This window comes from Streptomyces sp. NPDC059787 (genome assembly GCF_042732315.1).
GTDB lineage: Bacteria > Actinomycetota > Actinomycetes > Streptomycetales > Streptomycetaceae > Streptomyces > Streptomyces atrovirens.
The window spans coordinates 20,104-36,762 of the sequence record NZ_JBHWHX010000044.1 but is presented as its reverse complement, the minus strand read 5'-3'; the positions used below and the strand labels follow the sequence as shown (position 1 = coordinate 36,762).

The window sequence follows — 16,659 nt, the reverse complement described above, 5'->3', positions numbered from 1 at the left end:
AAGCGGACACGGGAAGAGAGGGAACGGGACATGCGACGCGTGGTGCGGGGCTTCTGGGGTCCCCGGCAGGAGTCGGCGGAGGAACTCGCCGCACGGTGGAGCACGATGCTGGACCGGTTCGCCCGACTGCTGCCACAGGCGACGGGGACATGGCGCACCGTCCCCGCCTCCGGACCGGCCGAAACGCTCCAGCCGGACGAGCCGTCCCTGCTCACCGCCCTGCGCACGGCCCGGACGGCCGACGACTGGTCGGCGGCGAACGGCACCTCGCTCCGACTGCTCGCCGAGAACACCGCCCCCGGCTGGAAGGTGGAGATCGCCGCACTCGCGGGCGGGACCCCGGAGCACCTGCTCCAGTCACTGGTGGCCACGATCGTGTCCCCCGACGAGGCGTCGGACCTCCCGGACGCCGAACTCCTCGCGGCAGTGGCGGAGTCATGGGTTCCGGACTACGGGGACGTGAGCGACCGGGCGGTGACGTCCGCGCTGAAGAAGGAAGCGGGCTTCAGGATCGGGACGCCGTCGGTCGGCTGGCTGGCCTATCTGTCCGCCGGCCGCGCGGCCCGCACACCCGCCGCTTCACTCCCCGACAGCAGGACACTCCCCACCGGCGGCGTACTCCTGACCATCGCACCCCCCGGAGACACGGCGACCGTGGTCAAGGCGTACCAGGCCCTCAGGGACTCGGGCGCACTGGACCCGCTGCCCCACCCCATGACCAGGCCGGCACTATGACACCCCACGCGGACACCCCCTTCGACCTGCCCTCCGCCGTGTCAGCCATCGAGACCGCCCTGTCGTCCCCCCTCCCCACCTCCGGCCCCACCACCGGCCAGGGCGACCCGCTGACCGGCGAATGGACGTCGACGCGCGGCGAAGGCTTCCTGTTCTTCCCCCTCTGGCAGAGTGCCTCCCTCACGGGTGTGTACGGCCGCGAATGGAACGAGGCGGAGGCGAGGGCGGAATCACACCTGGCCGCACTGACAGCACACCTGGACACCCACTGGGGCCCCCACCGCACGCTGAACATGCGAGCCCCCCTGCTCCGACGCGGCTCCGGCGAACGGTTCCCCGAACCCTTCCACACCCTCTCCGCCAAGGACTGCTACGGCGACCTGACGCTCTGGGGCCCGCTGCCACGCACCCGTTGGGCCGCCCTCTCCCTCAACCAGTCAGACGGCGACGTCCCCTTGATCCTCACGGCCCTGATCACCGACCACCCGCTCACGGAACCGCCGGACCCCGCAAGTTGACCCCGTTCACTCTGGTGCCTCGACTTACGCACCCGATAGCTTTGACTTCGCTGAAGCCAAGCCTCGCCCTACTGGGAGCCGACTGTGACCCGCCGCCCCACCCTGCTCGCAGCGCTCGCGCTGACCGCCACCGCGGCCCTGACGCTGTCCGCATGCGGAAGCGACGACGACACCCCGACGAAGGACAACGACAAGATCGCGGGCGCGGACACGGGGGGCGAGAAGTCGCCCTCCCCGAGCGAATCGGCCCCTGCCTCGGCAGACCGCCCGAAGATCGAGCTGCCGTCCGACCTCTCCTACACCTTCGACTGGCCGAAGACGGGGGACGAGGAGAAGGACGCGGTTCTGGCGGACAGTGAGCAGTCCATCAAGGCCGTTGATCTGGCGATCGTCAACCAGGACGCACTGGACAAGGCATACCTCTACTACTACGAGGGCGAGGCGGCGGCAGGGACGCAAAAGTTCATTGAGGCGTATGTCAAGGCCAAGGCGCGGGTGACGGGTGCGTACCGCTACTACGACGCTTCCGTGAATGTAAGTGGCGGAAGCGCTGGGTCGCTCGTCTACTGCGAGGACCAAAGCAAGGCCTTCGACATGTATTTGAAAGACGAGAAGGTCAATAAGACCCCTGTTACCAAGAACAGTTACGTGCTCTACAACACTCAGCTGCGCAAGAACGAAAAGGGCGTCTGGGTCATCACGAAGTTGTTGTCCCAGAGGGGGAGTGACAAGTGCCAGCCCTGAGCCCAACCGCACGAGCTCTGATGATGTCGGCTGTGATCGGTTCCATCCTGCTGAGTGGTACGCCTGCTATGGCCGATAACGTGATCGGCGGTGGAGCGCAAGACCCGTCTCCCGAAAAGGAGGTCCATGGAGGTGCCGATGGAGACGGGACGCTGTCTGCCGGGGTCGTGGTGTTCAACCGGTCCAATAACGGCTCAGGCCCGAAGACCGGCCCCGTAGCGTCCGCCACCAACTGGACCCCACCCGCCTGCTATTACGCGCCCAAGTACACGCCGGAACAGCTGCAGAAGTACCTGGAGCCGATCTGGGAGGCCGGTTCCACGGGCTATGAGTGGGACGCCGAGCAGCGCGACCGGTACGTCGAGGGACACCCCTACAAGGACTTCAACAAGGACAAGGCCGGCGAAGGCTACTGGTGGGACTCCTACGTCACGCCCGGTCGGGAGGGCGATCCGGGCGCGCTGGATTGTGACAAGCCCACCTTCTGGGTGGACGAGAACGACGATCCGCCGGCCGATATCCCGCAGGCGATCACCACGGAGGTCCTCGCGCAACTCGCCTATGCGGAGATCCGTGTTCCCACGACGGAAGTGGATCTCGCTCCGAACGGGACGACCAAGGTGAATCTCCCCACCTGGGCGTGGCTGGACGCGGTGGATTTCAAACCGGTGTCGGTCACGGCTTCCGTTCCGCTGCTGGGCATCGAGGCGACCACGACGGCCGAACCGGTATCCGTCCGGATAGACCCGGGCACGCCGGATGCCGAGACCTACCCCGCTTCCGGAGTCTGCGAGATCCAGAACGGACGCATCGGCGAGCCGTATGCCAAGGGCAAGGCGAACGAGACGCCTCCGTGCGGGGTGAAGTACCTGCGCTCCTCGGGCGATGACCCGTACCAGCTCGAGGCCACGGTCACCTGGGAGATCCACTGGACGGGTACCGGCGTCGCCGGTGAACAGGACTTGCCGGACGGCACGTTCGGTGGAGAGCAGGAAGTCGTGGTCCAGGAGATCCAGGCCATCAACCGCTGACCCCAAGCCTCGCCCCACCAGGAGCCGACTGTGCACCGCCGCCCCACCCTGCTCGCAACCCTCGTGCTGACCACCATTACGGCCTTGACACTGTCCGCCTGCGGAAGCGGTGACGGTGACAGCACTGCCACTGCCAAGGGCAGTGGCAGTGACAAGGCCGTGGACACGGGCGGTGAGAAGTCGCCCTCCCCGAGCCCCAGCGCGTCGGACACCGACGGACGCCCGGAGATCACCTTCCCTTCTGACGCGAAGAATGTCTTCGAGTACGAGAAGACGGGCAACGCGGCGAAGGACGCGGCCCTCGCGGACAGCACGCTGAGTGTCAACTCCGTCGATGAGGCGATCTTCGAGGGCAGCACGGACACCAAGGCACTCGGCTTCTACAACACCGAGTCGGCCCTGAGTGCCTCGATCACGTATGCGCTCCGGTACATCAACGAGAAGGACACGTGGGTCGGCGAGACCCGGTACTTCGATTACCGGATCCGTCTGTCCGGGGACGACGGGGCATACGTCACCTACTGCTCGGACGAGAGCAAGTCGTTCATCAAGGACAAGAAGACCGGAAAGGTCGACAACACGCCGACAACGGCGAACGCTTACGTCCTTTACAACACCAAGCTCGAGAAGAACGCCGAGGGCATCTGGCAGACCACCGACATCTCGTCGAATCGGGGAGACAAGGCGTGCCGGCCGTAGCCCGCTCAAGCCAGACCTCGCCCTACCGGAAGCCGACTGTGAACCGTCGCCCCACCCTGCTCGCAGCGCTCGCGCTGACCGCCGTGATGTTGACGCTGTCCGCCTGCGGAAGTGACGACGACAGCGCCGCCAAGAACAGGGACAAGGTCGCGAGCGAGGACACGGGCGGTGAGAAGTCGGCGTCCCCGAGCGCGTCAGCCTCTGCTTCAGTAGACCGCCCGGAGGTCGAGCTGCCGTCCGACCTCTCCTACACCTTCGACTGGCCGAAGACGGGGGACGAGGAGAAGGACGCGGTCCTGGCGGACGGGGAGCAGTCCATCAAGGCCGTTGATCTGGCGATCGTCAACCAGGACGCACTGGACAAGGCGTACCTCTACTACTACGAGGGTGAAGCGGCGGCCGGGACGGAAGAGTTCATTCAGAACTACGTTGATCACAAGGCAGGTCTTACGGGGGCCTACCGCTTTTACCTTCCTGAGGTCGACGTCGATACAGACGGCACTGCGTCCTTCAGCTACTGCGAGGATCAGGGCAAGGCGTTCGTGAAGTACCTGAAGGACGACAAGGTCAAGAAGACGCCCGTCACCAAGAACAGTTACGTGCTTTACGCCACTCAGCTGCGCAAGAACGAGAAGGGTGTCTGGGTTATTACGAAAGTGATGTCCCAGAGCGGGAGTGACAAGTGCCAGCCCTGAGCCCGACCGTGTGAGCTGATTTTCGAACTTCTTCCTGGCGCGCCAGTACGACTCCAGGCGCACGACGTACCCGGCAGGGCACGTTCGCCGGCTCCGGAGCGTCACGGATTGCGGGCCGTGTCGTTCATTCCATCGGTGGTGTTGATGCGGGTGGAGGGACGGGCGTATGGCGGAGCGGCTGGCGGTCGACGGGGGTGAGCTCGGGCGGTTCATGAAGTCGCTGCGCAAGTCGTCGAGTTCGCTGAGGGGCGTGCGCAGGGCTCTCGCGGACGCGACCGTCACCGGGCTGGGTACCGATGATCTCGACAGCGCCTGTGAGGACTTCCAGGAGGACTGGAAGTACGGGGCCGAGGAGATCGGCAAGCAGACCGAGGACCTGGCCGAGATCATCGGCAAGAGCCGGGACAGCTACCTGGAGGTCGACAAGGCCCTGGAGGAGGCGCTCCGGCAGGCCCGGGAAGGCAAGGGCGGGGGCGGAGGGAAGTGATTCCGGCTCCGGAGACCGGCCGGTCCGGCGCCGTCCTTGATCCGCGGTCCCGGGCCGACCTCGGGCTGCCCCAGGGACTCAAGTCGGCGCCGCGTATCCCCAACCCGGCGTATCCGCATCTGGGGTTCAATCCCGTGCCGGGTGACACGGAGGCCGTCCGTCGGCTGCACAAGAAGTTGAGCGGGTGTGCGGAGGTACTGCGGGACGCGCACGACTTGGTCACCAAGCTGCTGGACGGCAGCTACTGGAAGGGCGACGCCGCCGTCGCCTTTCGCGAGCAGCTCGATGACGGGCCGCTGCCGTTGAATCTGAAGAACGCGGCGCACTCCATTCGCAAGGCGGCCAGGCAGCTGAGCCGTTGGGAGGGCGAGCTGGATGAGTTCCAGCGGCGGGCCGAGCAGCTGGAGGACGAGGCGGAGAAGGCACGTGCCGCGGTCGACCGGGCCGAGGGGCGTGCGGGCAAGGAGGGGGAGGAGCGCGGGGACACGGTTGTCGAGGAGGCACAGGCCGAGCTCGACAAGGTCATCCGCAAGGCGAAGCGGCTGGCTGAGGAACATGAGCAGCGGGCGAAGCATCGTGCGAGCAAAATCCGCGATGCGACGAAGAAACTGGCCCCTCATGAACCAGGCTGGTTCGACGAGGCCCTCGACTGGCTGACCGACAACCTGCCGGACATCCTGAGCTTCACGGCGGGGCTGATCGCCGTTGCCGCCCTACTGCTTTCCGGTCCGCTGGGTTGGAGCCTGGCGACTGTGGCGATGCTCATGCTTACATCCTCGACGATCAGTCTGGCCGCGCTGACTCTCAGACTTTTCGATGACGAGACATGGGCGTCACTGAAGGACGGCTTCACCAAGGGTGAGCTCGATGCCGATTTCTGGAGCAATTTGGTATCGCTGGGGGCTGACGTGGTGGGCGTGCTCCCAGGAATCGGAGCGGTTGGTAAGGGTACATATACGGGAATTCGTTCCGCCTTGGGAAGCGGTGCAGCCGCCACCTTCGGACAGAAGGTCGCCCTTTTAGGGACGAATGCATTGGATGAGGCCAAAGCAGTGGCGGTCTTGGACAATGTGTTGATCGTGCGTGCGGTGCGAAGCGTCAGCAACCCAGCTGCCGCAGCCAAAGTGGTGGAGGGAACCGCAGGATTGGCGGGTGTGGCGACCAGTGGCTTCGGCCTCTACAACAAGGTCGTTGATGCCGATGACGATGGTGTGAAAGATGGCACCGTGGCAGGCATTGATGGAACACGGCTGATTCTGGACTCTGGCGGCATTTCCGGTCTCGTGCGGTACATCTTCTGACAAGTGCTTGAAGAGAGGCTCCCCTTGAATCCCGCCGACTTTCCTACGGCGTGGGATCACTTACCCACCCGTTGTGCTTGGGCAAGGCATACAGCCATGACCTTCCTCGGAATGATCTGCTGGCCTGCAGTTTGGGTCGGCATGTTGTACGCCTTGATCGCGTGGACGTCCCAAGTCTTCGTCGTGCTGTTCGTGCTGCCGCTTTGCTATGTCCTGTATAGAGCCGTGGTTCAAGTGCAACATGTGACCCATGCCCTTCGTATGCAGCCGATTATTCGTGAGTACGCCTGGCAAGTACTTTTCGATGCCCCTCGTGGTATCGACGAACATCCCGATGCAGAGGACCGAGGGATCTGGATCGAATTTCCTGTTCCCTCCGAGGGATCCGGGAAAGGAGTTCCACTCACTTTTGTAAAGCATCATCGCGCCTTTTGGTGGTTGCGACGCATCGGCGGCCCACGCACGAGTTTGGAGCTGAAGCATCAGTTGGAACCTCTGTGGTTCGCCGGAGATCCGCGGTTTCTCGGTGTTGTGGCCGTGCCTTCCAAGAGCGGCGGTGCTCCGAAACGTTTGCATTTCCTCTACCGGCCATCCATCTTTGAGCAACGAGACACACGCCGGTACTGGAGCGGAGTGGACCCGGCTGATCTTGAGCGAGCCCGTCGCGCAGGTGCCCGAGTTGCTGTTGCGGTGCAGCCAACCGCTCCCGACGCCGAGGGCCAAAAAGGAACAGAAGCATGAGTGCTCCTACGCTCGTCCTCGACCCCTCGACGACAGACCCTGACGCGGAACTGTGGTTCGTCGAACCAGCCGGATTCCTCCCCCTCCCGTTGGAAGCACTGCTTCCCGAACCCTGCTCCCCTGCAGCCGACGCCCTGCGGTCCGCCGCCGCTCCGTTGCTCGCTGCCGCGCCCGACGAGGCGTCCCGGGGACGACTTGTCGCCGCCTTCGCCACCGGTCAACAACTTCTGGCCGCCCTGCGCGAAGCCGGCACCGTTCATTGCTCCATCGGGCTCCATCGAGATGACGTCGCCGACGTGGCCGCTGTGAGCGGCCCGGTGCCGTTGTTCTCTCTCTTCACCATCTCCTGGCGGGAGACCGCCACCGCCCCGCGTGGTGTTACTGCCGCCCGGGCGGTGACGGCCGGTGAGGGGCACAGTGGTGTGGAGTTCGTCGAGCTTTCCTGTGGGCCCGCCGCGTTCAGCGAGTCGGCGTCCGTGCCCGGTGCGGGCAGCGGGCTGCCGCAGTCACCGCTGCTTCAGCTGCACGCTCATCTGCCCCACCCGGACTGCGGACGCCTGGCCGTGCTGACGCTCACCACGACGGCCCCGGCGCGACGGGACGAGTACCGGGCGATCCTGCGGCTGATCGCCGGGAGTGTCAGTTTCAAGAGCCCGTCCCAGGTGTAGGACCCACCCATGACCACACTTGGCGCAGTCTTCCGTCCCCAGCTCGCCCCCGAACGACTCCGTGCCGTTGCCGAGCTCGCCGATGAGGTCGGGCTCGAGGAGCTCTGGTTGTGGGAGGACTGTTTTCGGGAGGGTGGGATTTCGACCGCCGCTGCCGCGCTGGCGTGGACCGAGCGGGTTCGGGTGGGGGTCGGGCTGCTGCCGGTGCCGCTGCGGAACGTCGCGATGACGGCCATGGAGGCCGCAGGTCTGCACCGGATGTTCCCGGGGCGCGCGATCCTCGGCGTCGGGCACGGGGTGCAGGACTGGATGGGGCAGGTCGGGGCGCGGGCCGAGTCGCCGCTCACCCTGCTGCGGGAGCATCTCGTCGCGCTGCGGGCGCTGTTGGGAGGGGAGAGGGTCACCACCGAGGGGCGGTACGTCAGGCTCGACGACGTCGCCCTCGACTGGCCGCCGCAGGGGCCGGTGGAGGTGCTCGCCGGTGCCACCGGGCCCCGTACCGTGCGGCTCACCGGGGAGGCCGCCGACGGGACCATCCTCACCGCCGACACCTCACCCGAGGGGGTGCGGCAGGCGCGCCGGCTCATCGACGAGGGGCGGGCCGCGGCGGGGCGTGTCCACGAGCCCCACAAGGTCGTCGTCTATCTGCTCGCCGCCACGGGGGCCGGGGCCGGTGAGCGGGTGCGGGCCGATCTGGTCGCCGAGGGGGTGGGCGAGGAGGCGGAAGTCGGGGTCGCCGGGGACGCGGGGGCCGTCGCCAAGGCCGTACAGCGGCTCGCGGAGGCCGGGGCCGACTCGGTCGTTCTCCAGCCGACCAGCGACGAGCCGGACCCGGAGGGCTTCGTGCGGTTCGTGGCGGAGGAGGTACGGCCGTTGGTGCCGTAAAGCCGGAGGACAGGTGATGGTCCCTCTGTGCATGATCGGTGCATGACGGACAAGGCAGCCCGCCGTACCTTCGACGACCTGATCGCGGAAGGTGCCTCCGTGCCCACCGAGGGGTGGGACTTCTCCTGGTTCGAGGGGCGGGCCAGCGAGGCCCGGCCCTCGTGGGGGTATGCCAGGACGATGGCCGGGCGGCTGGGCAGGGCCACGGCCGTGCTCGACGTCCAGACCGGGGGAGGGGAGGTCCTGGACTTCGCCCTCGCCAACGCCCCTCGGCGGCCCCGGCTCGCCGTCGCCACCGAGGGCTGGCCGCCCAACCTGGCCAAGGCCACCGCCGTGCTCCGGCCGCGCGGTGTCGCCGTCGTCGCCTCGCCCGAGGACGCGCCGCTGCCCTTCGCGGACGGGGCCTTCGACCTCGTCGTCAGCCGGCATCCCGTCGAGGCACGCTGGGAGGAGATCACGCGGGTGCTCAAGCCCGGTGGCGTCTACTTCGCCCAGCACGTCGGGCCCGGCAGCGTCCACGAGCTCGTCGAGTACTTCCTCGGGGCGCAGCCGGACGAGCGGCGCGACGCGCGGCATCCGGACCGTGAGCGGCGCGCGGCCGAGGCCGCCGGGCTGGAGATCGTCGAGCTGCGGGCCGAACGGCTGCGCGTGGAGTTCTACGACATCGCCGCCGTCGTTCATTTCCTGCGGAAAGTGATCTGGATGGTTCCCGGGTTCACCGTCGAGGCGTATCTGCCGCGGCTGTGCGCCCTGCACGAGCGGATCGAGAACGAGGGGGCCTTCGTGGCCCACAGCACCCGGCATCTCTTCCACGCCCGCAAGGGCGGAGCCGGCCGCACCTCGCGTCCGTGAGTTTCCTCATCGTTATGGGGTGCGGCTGGTCCGCGGAGCAGGGGATCACATAGGTTCGGACCAAGATGATTCGCGCCGGCAAAGCTGCGCGGGGCGGCGGTACCGCGCAGCGGAGGGGGCTGCGCGGTGCCCGATCCGGCCTCCTCGGGTCAATCCGGTGTCCGTGCCCGGGTCGCCCGTCGGAGGGATGGCCGGAAGTGTGGTCATCCTGTCGGCGGGTGGTGTCACATTCGGCACAGAGCCCCCTTACTGCTCGATTTTCGCGCGATTTCGCCGGTTTTCAGCCACCTTGAGGCCCTGAACAGTGCCTTCCAGGGCCGTCTGCGCGTTGTCGGACGGTTTCGGAGAGTAGTTGTGGCGCGCCGATGTACGCAGCATCACTTACGAAGGGTTATGGTGGAAACCCCCCCTCGGGCCGGTCCGTCTCCCCCCCCCACGGACCGGCCCGTTTTTTCTTGCCCCCGGGGGAGAGCCGGGCGAGTGCCCCACGGGACGGCGGTCCGGGACGGCGGGCAAACGCGATCACTCCGGAGAACGCGGCCACCCCGGACTTTGGGGACCCCCGCCCCGGCGGGGGTACGCTTCGCCTTCGGGGACCGCCATACGGACAGGGGTCGCCCGCGGCCGAGACCGGGTCGCTTGCCGCGCCACGCGGCGGGGAGCGCCGCGCCTGTCCGATCCGTACGGAGGGGCTGACGATCACGTGAACCTGCGCGACAAGCTGCGGGGCCTGCTGGTCAGGCTGTACGCACGCCGGGTGGAAGGTCACCTGGACACCGCTCAGGTGCCCAAGCACATCGGCGTCATCATGGACGGCAACCGCCGCTGGGCGAAGGCCGCGGGTTCCAGCACCGTCCACGGTCACCGGGCCGGCGCGGACAAGATCGGGGAGTTCCTCGGCTGGTGCAGCGAGACGGACGTCGAGGTCGTCACCCTCTGGCTGCTGTCGACGGACAACTTCGACCGGCCGAAGGAGGAGCTCGTCCCGCTCCTCGGCATCATCGAGGACGTGGTGCGCACCCTCGCCGCCGACGGACGCTGGCGGGTCCATCACGTCGGCACGCGCGACCTGCTGCCGTCCGGGATGCAGACCACCCTGAAGGAGGCCGAGCAGGCCACCGCGGACGTCGACGGGATAGTGGTGAACGTCGCCATCGGGTACGGCGGTCGCCAGGAGATCGCCGACGCGGTGCGGTCCATGCTGCTGGACGCCCACGAGCGGGGCACGTCGATGGACGAGCTCGCCGAGGCCGTCGACATCGACATGATCGGGCGTCACCTCTACACCCGCGCCCAGCCCGACCCGGACCTCGTCATCCGCACCAGCGGTGAGCAGCGGCTGTCCGGATTCATGCTCTGGCAGACCGCGCATTCGGAGTACTACTTCTGCGACGTGTTCTGGCCGGCCTTCCGCAAGGTCGACTTCCTGCGCGCGATGCGCGACTACGCCGCCCGCCACCGGCGCTACGGCGGCTGAACACCCCGCACATCCTCCGCAGGTCACACGGAGTTCACCGGCGCGCCGTCATATGCCGTGGCATGGCGGCGCTCGTTCGAGGGCATAAGCCAGACAGGTCGACACCCGAACCACGGGTGTCGGATCTCAGCGGGCGGCGCAGAAGCCGTCCGCCCGGGAGGCCCTTTGCACCAGCCCGACCGTGCGGTCACGGCACGGAAGAAGCGGCGGAGGGCCGGTTTCCGGCCCGCTGTGCACGGGGGCCGTCGACCGGTCCAGTCTCGCCTCGTCGCTCCCCGACCTCATCCGAGGGGGTACGTCCTTCCGTGGTGACCAGCGCAAAGCGCCACAAGCCCGACCGGCGCACCTATGTTCTCGACACCAGCGTCCTGCTGGCCGATCCCAACGCCCTGAGCCGCTTCGACGAGCACGAGGTCGTGCTCCCCATCGTCGTGGTGACCGAGCTGGAGGCCAAGCGGAACCATCCCGAACTCGGCTATTTCGCCCGGCAGGCGCTGCGCCTGCTGGACGACTACCGGGTGCGGTACGGCCGTCTCGACGCCCCCATTCCGACCGGGGACCTCGGCGGGACCGTGCGGGTCGAGCTCAACCACTCGGACCCCAGCGTGCTGCCCAGTGGCTACCGCCTGGGGGACAACGACTCCCGCATCCTCGCGGTCGCCCGCAATCTGCAGGCCGAGGGGTTCGACGTCACCGTGGTGTCGAAGGACCTCCCGCTCCGGATCAAGGCGTCCTCCGTGGGCCTCCTCGCCGAGGAGTACCGCGCGGAGCTCGCCATCACGGACTCCTCCGGCTGGACCGGGATGTCCGAACTGACCCTGCCCGGAGAGCAGGTGGACGTCCTCTTCGAAGAGGGGCACGTGTATGTGCCCGAGGCCTCCCGCCTGCCCGTGCACACCGGACTGACCATCCAGTCGGAGCGCGGCAAGGCGCTCGGGCGGGTCACCGCCGACGGCAACGTGCGGCTGGTGCGCGGCGACCGGGAGGTGTTCGGCATCAAGGGCCGCAGCGCCGAGCAGCGGATCGCGCTCGACCTGCTGCTCGACCCGGACGTCGGGATCGTCTCCATGGGCGGCCGGGCCGGCACCGGCAAGTCGGCGCTGGCCCTGTGCGCCGGCCTGGAGGCGGTGCTGGAGCGCCGTCAGCACCAGAAGGTGATGGTCTTCCGTCCGCTGTACGCGGTGGGCGGGCAGGAACTCGGCTATCTGCCGGGCTCCGAGGCGGAGAAGATGAGCCCCTGGGCGCAGGCGGTGTTCGACACGCTGTCGGCGGTCACCAGCCGGGAGGTCATCGAGGAGGTCACCGCGCGCGGCATGCTGGAGGTCCTGCCGCTCACCCACATCCGGGGCCGCTCGCTGCACGACGCGTTCGTGATCGTGGACGAGGCCCAGTCGCTGGAGCGGAACGTCCTGCTGACCGTTCTGTCCCGTATCGGGGCCAATTCTCGGGTCGTTCTGACCCATGATGTCGCCCAGCGGGACAATCTGAGGGTCGGTCGGTACGACGGTGTGGTCGCCGTCGTCGAGAAGCTGAAGGGGCATCCGCTGTTCGCCCACGTCACCCTGACGCGGTCCGAGAGGTCCCAGATCGCCGCGCTTGTGACCGAAATGCTCGAAGACGGGCAGATCTGACCCGCGGCATCCAACAGGAGCCGGTCACCGATTGGTTGGCGCCGTCCGGAAAGGCGTAGAGCCTAGCCGGGCGGCGTCGGCGTGCGTGCGGCTTTCCGGGATTCCCTGGGGCCAAACGAGATGTGAGCTTTCACACGCAACGGAGAATTGCCTTGCGGTGTCGGGTTACGGCAGAGTCTCACTCCTGTCAGGCCCCGCATACGACACACCTGTACCCCTGGGGGTACCGCCCACGCCTTTAGGGCAGTGGGGGAGGTGCAGAACCACAGACTCAACTCCATAGCGTCGTCGTATGCCGCCCGAGCACCACGCGGCGCTCCTTCCGTAGGAGTTGCCCACCGGGCCCGTGCCTTCCGTGACCCGTAGTTGGGGAGGCCAGTGCCAGGGGCACGATTGCGTCCGCGAGGGTCACCGAAGCGGGCGATGCTGGAAGGAAACCGTGTGAGCCGGATCTCGGTCCGGGGATTCGCAGTGGCCTCGGCCACGGCGGTCACCGCTGTCGGAAGTGTCGTCGGCGTTGCCTCGGGCAGCACCGCTCAGAACAACGACGCCGAAGCGACGGCAAGCGGCACCACGCTGCTCGCGGACATCCCCGCGGGCCAGCAGGCCCAGGTGCAGACCGCGTCCCTGACGCAGCAGGCCGAAACGATGGCCATCGCCGCGGACGCGAGCGCCAAGAAGGACGCCGAGGAGGCCGCCCGCAAGGCCGCCGCCGACACCGCGGTCGCGAAGAAGAAGGAAGCGGACGACAAGGCGAAGCAGGCCGCCAAGGACCGCGCGGAGGCCAAGGCCGCCGCCAGCCGTTCCGCGACCCGCGACGCGTCCAGCTTCCCGGTCCAGTCCTCCTACACGATCGCCGAAGTGCAGGCGATGGCCCGGCAGATCGTCCCGGCGGACCAGTTCCAGTGCTTCAGCACCATCGTGGACCACGAGTCCAGCTGGAACTACATGGCCGACAACCCCACCTCCGACGCCTACGGTCTGATGCAGGCGCTCCCGGGTTCCAAGATGGCCTCCGCCGGAGCCGACTGGGCGACGAACCCGGCCACCCAGATCAAGTGGGGTCTGAACTACATGAACGTCCGCTACGGCAGCCCGTGCGAGGCCTGGACGTTCTGGCAGGCCAACCACTACTACTAGAAGCACCGGGAGCGCGTCGCCCCCGGCCCCGCTCAACCACGGCACAGCCCCACACCGTCCTACGGTGCGGGGCTTTCGCCATGTACGGTCTGACCGACGACTCCAGGGGTGAGTGGTGGGGAGAAACGGGGGAAGAGGACGGATCATGTCGCGAGTGCCAGGATGGCTCGGCCGGGTCGGAGCCGGGCTGACCGAGGTCAGCAAGCGGTTGGAGGAGCGCCGCGCCGAGGTGGAGCGGGACCGTCCGACGGACGCCGACCCCGGCTCCGAGCCCGTACGGGTGAAGATCCCGCACCCCGACCCCGATCCGCCGCTCGAGTACACGGCCGCCGCCGTCCCGGCCCGCCCCGACCCGGCGCAGGCCGTGCCCTGGGGGGTACGGGTCGCGGCCGAGGCCGGCTGGCGGCTGCTGGTGCTGGCCGGCACGGTCTGGGTGCTCATGCGGGTCATCAGCGCCGTACAGCTCGTGGTGCTGGCGTTCGTGGCCTCGCTGCTGATCACCGCGCTGCTGCAGCCGACGGTGACGCGGCTGAAGCGGCTCGGCGTGCCGCGCGGGCCGGCCACCGCACTGACGGCGCTGTTCGGGTTCGTCGTGATCGGCCTCATCGGCTGGTTCGTGACCTGGCAGGTCATGGAGAACATCGACCACCTCTCCGACCAGATCCAGGACGGCATCGACGAACTGCGCAACTGGCTGCTGAACAGTCCCTTCCACGTCACCGACAAGCAGATCAACGAGATCGCGAAGAACCTCCGGGAGGCGGTCGGCGCCAACACCGAGCAGATCACCTCGGCGGGTCTGGAGGGCGTGACCGTCGTGGTCGAGGCGCTCACCGGCATCCTGCTGGCGGTCTTCTCGACGCTGTTCCTGCTCTACGACGGCAAGCGGATCTGGCAGTGGACGCTGAAGCTCGTCCCGGCCGCGGCCCGTCCGGGTGTCGCCGGGGCGGGTCCTGCGGCGTGGCGGACGCTGACGGCGTATGTGCGCGGCACGGTGATAGTGGCTCTGATCGACGCGATCTTCATCGGTCTCGGCATCTACTTCCTCGATGTGCCGATGGCGGTGCCGCTCGCCGTGTTCATCTTCCTGTTCTCGTTCATCCCGCTCGTGGGTGCGGTGGTGTCGGGGGCGCTGGCGGTGGTCGTCGGGCTCGTCACGCAGGGCGTGTTCACGGGCGTCATGGTGCTGGTGGTGGTGCTGGCGGTGCAGCAGATCGAGGGGCACATCCTCCAGCCGTTCATCCTGGGGCGCGCGGTCCGGGTCCATCCGCTCGCGGTGGTGCTGGCGGTCGCCTCGGGGGGGATGGTGGCCGGTATCGGGGGAGCGGTGGTGGCTGTGCCGCTGGTCGCGGTCACCAATACCGTCGTCGGCTATCTGCGTGCGTACACGCACGAGACGGCCGTGGTCCAGGCGCCCCGGCCGCGGGGGGCCACGGCGATGTCCGAACCGGACGCCCCGCTGCCGGCGGTGTCGGAGGCCCGGCCTCCGACACCGGATACGGAGGGGCGGCCGGGGGACGCCGGCGAGGAGTAGGCGCGGGCAGCGCCGTGCGTCCGCGGCGGGGTGCCGCCCACTGCCGTAGCTGCGGGCAGTTGCGCCACCCACCACCGCAGCCGCGGGCAGTCGTGCCGCTGGGGCGGCACGGGTGGGCGCAGCGGCACCCGGCGAGCGCCGGTGAGCGGTGCCGGTGCCGGACGGGGGGTGTCGCGCAGCCCGGCGCTCACGGGGTGCCGTCGCGCCCACCCGTGCCGCCCTGCGGCACGACTGCCCGCGGAGGGGCGGGGGGCGTGGTTGCCCGTGGAGAGCGGGGCGTGGAGAGGACACGTGGGGGTGTACGGGTCGGGCCCGTTCACCGGTCATGGTGGACGGGCCCGAGAAGGGGGCGGAGTTACTCCGCGAGGGCCGCCTCCGCGTCCAGCGTCGCGGCGACCGCCTGGATCACCGCGGCGATCTTGAACGCCTCCTGGACGACCTCACGCTCCACACCGGCCTTGCGCAGCACCTGCTCGTGGGAGTCGAGGCACATGCCGCAGCCGTTGATCGCGGAGACCGCGAAGGACCAGAACTCGAAGTCGACCTTGTCGACACCCGGGTTGCCGATGACGTTCATCCGCAGACCGGCGCGCAGGTTGCCGTACTCGTGGTCCGACAGCAGGTGACGGGTGCGGTAGAAGACGTTGTTCATCGCCATCACCGCGGCGGCGGCCTTCGCGGCCGTGTACGCCTCCGGCGACAGGTTCGCCTTCGCCTCCGGCTCCAGCTCGCGGAGCACGATGGCCGAGCGCGAGGCGATCGCCGTCGACAGCACCGTGCCCCACAGCTGCTGGGCCGGCAGGTCGGAGTTGCCGATGACCGAGCCCAGGTTGAGCTTCAGGTCCTTGGCGTAGTCCGGTATGCGGGACTTCAGGGAGTCGAGGGACATGTCAGCTCACTCTCCGGACAGCAGCGCGACCGGGTCAAGGGTCTCGTCGCCCTTGGACCAGTTGCACGGGCAGAGCTCGTCGGTCTGCAGGGCGTCCAGGACCCGCAGGACCTCCTTGGGGTTACGGCCGACGGAGCCGGCGGTCACCATGGAGAACTGGATCTCGTTGTTCTGGTCCACGATGAACACGGCGCGCTTGGCGAAGCCGTCCTCGCCCTCGATGCCGAGGTCGCGCATCAGCTCGTGCTTGGAGTCCGCCATCATCGGGAACGGCAGGTCGCGCAGGTCGTCGTGGTCCTTGCGCCAGGCGTGGTGGACGAACTCGGAGTCGCCGGAGAAGCCGAGGACCTGGGCGTCACGGTCGGCGAACTCGTCGTTCAGCTTGCCGAAGGCGGCGATCTCGGTCGGGCACACGAAGGTGAAGTCCTTGGGCCACGCGAACACGATCTTCCACTTGCCCTCGTAGGTCTTGTGGTCGATCGTCTCGAACTCCTTGCCCTTCTCCAGCGAGACGCAGGCGGTCAGTTCGAAATCGGGGAACTTGTCACCGACAGTGAGCACAGGCTCTCCTTGCAGCGGGGAAACACCCGGATTGCGGGCTTTTCCCATGGGTTGGACCCTGTTGATGTTGG

Annotated in this window: 18 protein-coding genes; 16 read left to right on the top strand and 2 right to left on the bottom strand. The window is 67.9% G+C overall.

The window, feature by feature from the left end; translation table 11 throughout:
• Positions 1-30 precede the first annotated feature (30 nt).
• From ACFV5H_RS30640 to ACFV5H_RS30565, 16 genes are all read left to right on the top strand, one after another.
• Positions 31-735 carry an Imm52 family immunity protein gene (locus ACFV5H_RS30640; RefSeq protein WP_385198194.1) on the top strand — a complete coding sequence of 235 codons (705 nt, stop codon included), beginning with the start codon at positions 31-33 and terminating at the stop codon, positions 733-735.
• A complete protein-coding gene (locus ACFV5H_RS30635; protein WP_385198192.1) occupies positions 732-1,253 on the top strand; it encodes a hypothetical protein in 522 nt (173 codons plus the stop codon). Before ACFV5H_RS30640 ends, ACFV5H_RS30635 begins: the two co-directional genes overlap by 4 nt.
• An 84-nt stretch (positions 1,254-1,337) precedes the next feature.
• Positions 1,338-1,997, top strand: coding sequence for a hypothetical protein (locus ACFV5H_RS30630; RefSeq protein ID WP_385198191.1), 660 nt, complete (start codon positions 1,338-1,340; stop codon positions 1,995-1,997).
• A 23-nt stretch (positions 1,998-2,020) separates the two neighbouring features.
• The gene (locus tag ACFV5H_RS30625; protein ID WP_385198214.1) at positions 2,021-3,028 is read left to right on the top strand and encodes a hypothetical protein; all 1,008 of its coding nucleotides are present in this window, start codon (positions 2,021-2,023) and stop codon (positions 3,026-3,028) included.
• A gap of 30 nt (positions 3,029-3,058) precedes the next feature.
• Positions 3,059-3,727, top strand: a complete 669-nt coding sequence (locus ACFV5H_RS30620) for a hypothetical protein (RefSeq protein ID WP_385198189.1) — start codon at positions 3,059-3,061, stop codon at positions 3,725-3,727.
• A 38-nt stretch (positions 3,728-3,765) separates the two neighbouring features.
• Positions 3,766-4,422 carry a hypothetical protein gene (locus tag ACFV5H_RS30615; RefSeq protein ID WP_385198213.1) on the top strand — a complete coding sequence of 219 codons (657 nt, stop codon included), beginning with the start codon at positions 3,766-3,768 and terminating at the stop codon, positions 4,420-4,422.
• A 166-nt stretch (positions 4,423-4,588) separates the two neighbouring features.
• Positions 4,589-4,909, top strand: coding sequence for a hypothetical protein (locus ACFV5H_RS30610; RefSeq protein ID WP_385055084.1), 321 nt, complete (start codon positions 4,589-4,591; stop codon positions 4,907-4,909).
• A 215-nt stretch (positions 4,910-5,124) separates the two neighbouring features.
• Complete coding sequence (locus ACFV5H_RS30605) at positions 5,125-6,210, top strand: hypothetical protein (RefSeq protein ID WP_385198187.1); 1,086 nt, start codon at positions 5,125-5,127, stop codon at positions 6,208-6,210.
• Between the two features lie 96 nt (positions 6,211-6,306).
• Positions 6,307-6,951 (top strand): hypothetical protein, encoded by a 645-nt coding sequence (locus tag ACFV5H_RS30600; RefSeq protein WP_385198186.1) that lies wholly within the window; start codon positions 6,307-6,309, stop codon positions 6,949-6,951.
• A complete protein-coding gene (locus ACFV5H_RS30595) occupies positions 6,948-7,619 on the top strand; it encodes a hypothetical protein (RefSeq protein WP_385198185.1) in 672 nt (223 codons plus the stop codon). The genes ACFV5H_RS30600 and ACFV5H_RS30595 overlap by 4 nt, the downstream gene beginning before the upstream one ends.
• A gap of 9 nt (positions 7,620-7,628) precedes the next feature.
• Positions 7,629-8,504, top strand: coding sequence for an LLM class flavin-dependent oxidoreductase (locus tag ACFV5H_RS30590; protein WP_385055094.1), 876 nt, complete (start codon positions 7,629-7,631; stop codon positions 8,502-8,504).
• A gap of 42 nt (positions 8,505-8,546) precedes the next feature.
• Complete coding sequence (locus ACFV5H_RS30585) at positions 8,547-9,356, top strand: methyltransferase domain-containing protein (protein ID WP_385198184.1); 810 nt, start codon at positions 8,547-8,549, stop codon at positions 9,354-9,356.
• Positions 9,357-10,059: 703 nt separating this feature from the next.
• Positions 10,060-10,833, top strand: a complete 774-nt coding sequence (locus ACFV5H_RS30580; protein ID WP_385055100.1) for an isoprenyl transferase — start codon at positions 10,060-10,062, stop codon at positions 10,831-10,833.
• 305 nt (positions 10,834-11,138) lie between these two features.
• Complete coding sequence (locus ACFV5H_RS30575; protein ID WP_385055103.1) at positions 11,139-12,464, top strand: PhoH family protein; 1,326 nt, start codon at positions 11,139-11,141, stop codon at positions 12,462-12,464.
• Between the two features lie 441 nt (positions 12,465-12,905).
• Positions 12,906-13,604 carry a transglycosylase SLT domain-containing protein gene (locus ACFV5H_RS30570; protein WP_385055106.1) on the top strand — a complete coding sequence of 233 codons (699 nt, stop codon included), beginning with the start codon at positions 12,906-12,908 and terminating at the stop codon, positions 13,602-13,604.
• 145 nt (positions 13,605-13,749) lie between these two features.
• On the top strand, positions 13,750-15,138 hold the full coding sequence (locus ACFV5H_RS30565; RefSeq protein ID WP_385198183.1) for an AI-2E family transporter: 1,389 nt from the start codon (positions 13,750-13,752) through the stop codon (positions 15,136-15,138).
• Positions 15,139-15,493: 355 nt separating this feature from the next.
• On the opposite strand, the gene ACFV5H_RS30560 is transcribed toward ACFV5H_RS30565, so the two are convergent.
• Entirely contained in the window at positions 15,494-16,027 is a 534-nt protein-coding gene (locus ACFV5H_RS30560) for an alkyl hydroperoxide reductase (protein WP_085574276.1), read from the bottom strand.
• Between the two features lie 6 nt (positions 16,028-16,033).
• Positions 16,034-16,588, bottom strand: coding sequence for a peroxiredoxin (locus ACFV5H_RS30555; protein ID WP_073932236.1), 555 nt, complete (start codon positions 16,586-16,588; stop codon positions 16,034-16,036).
• Between the last annotated feature and the right edge of the window lie 71 nt (positions 16,589-16,659).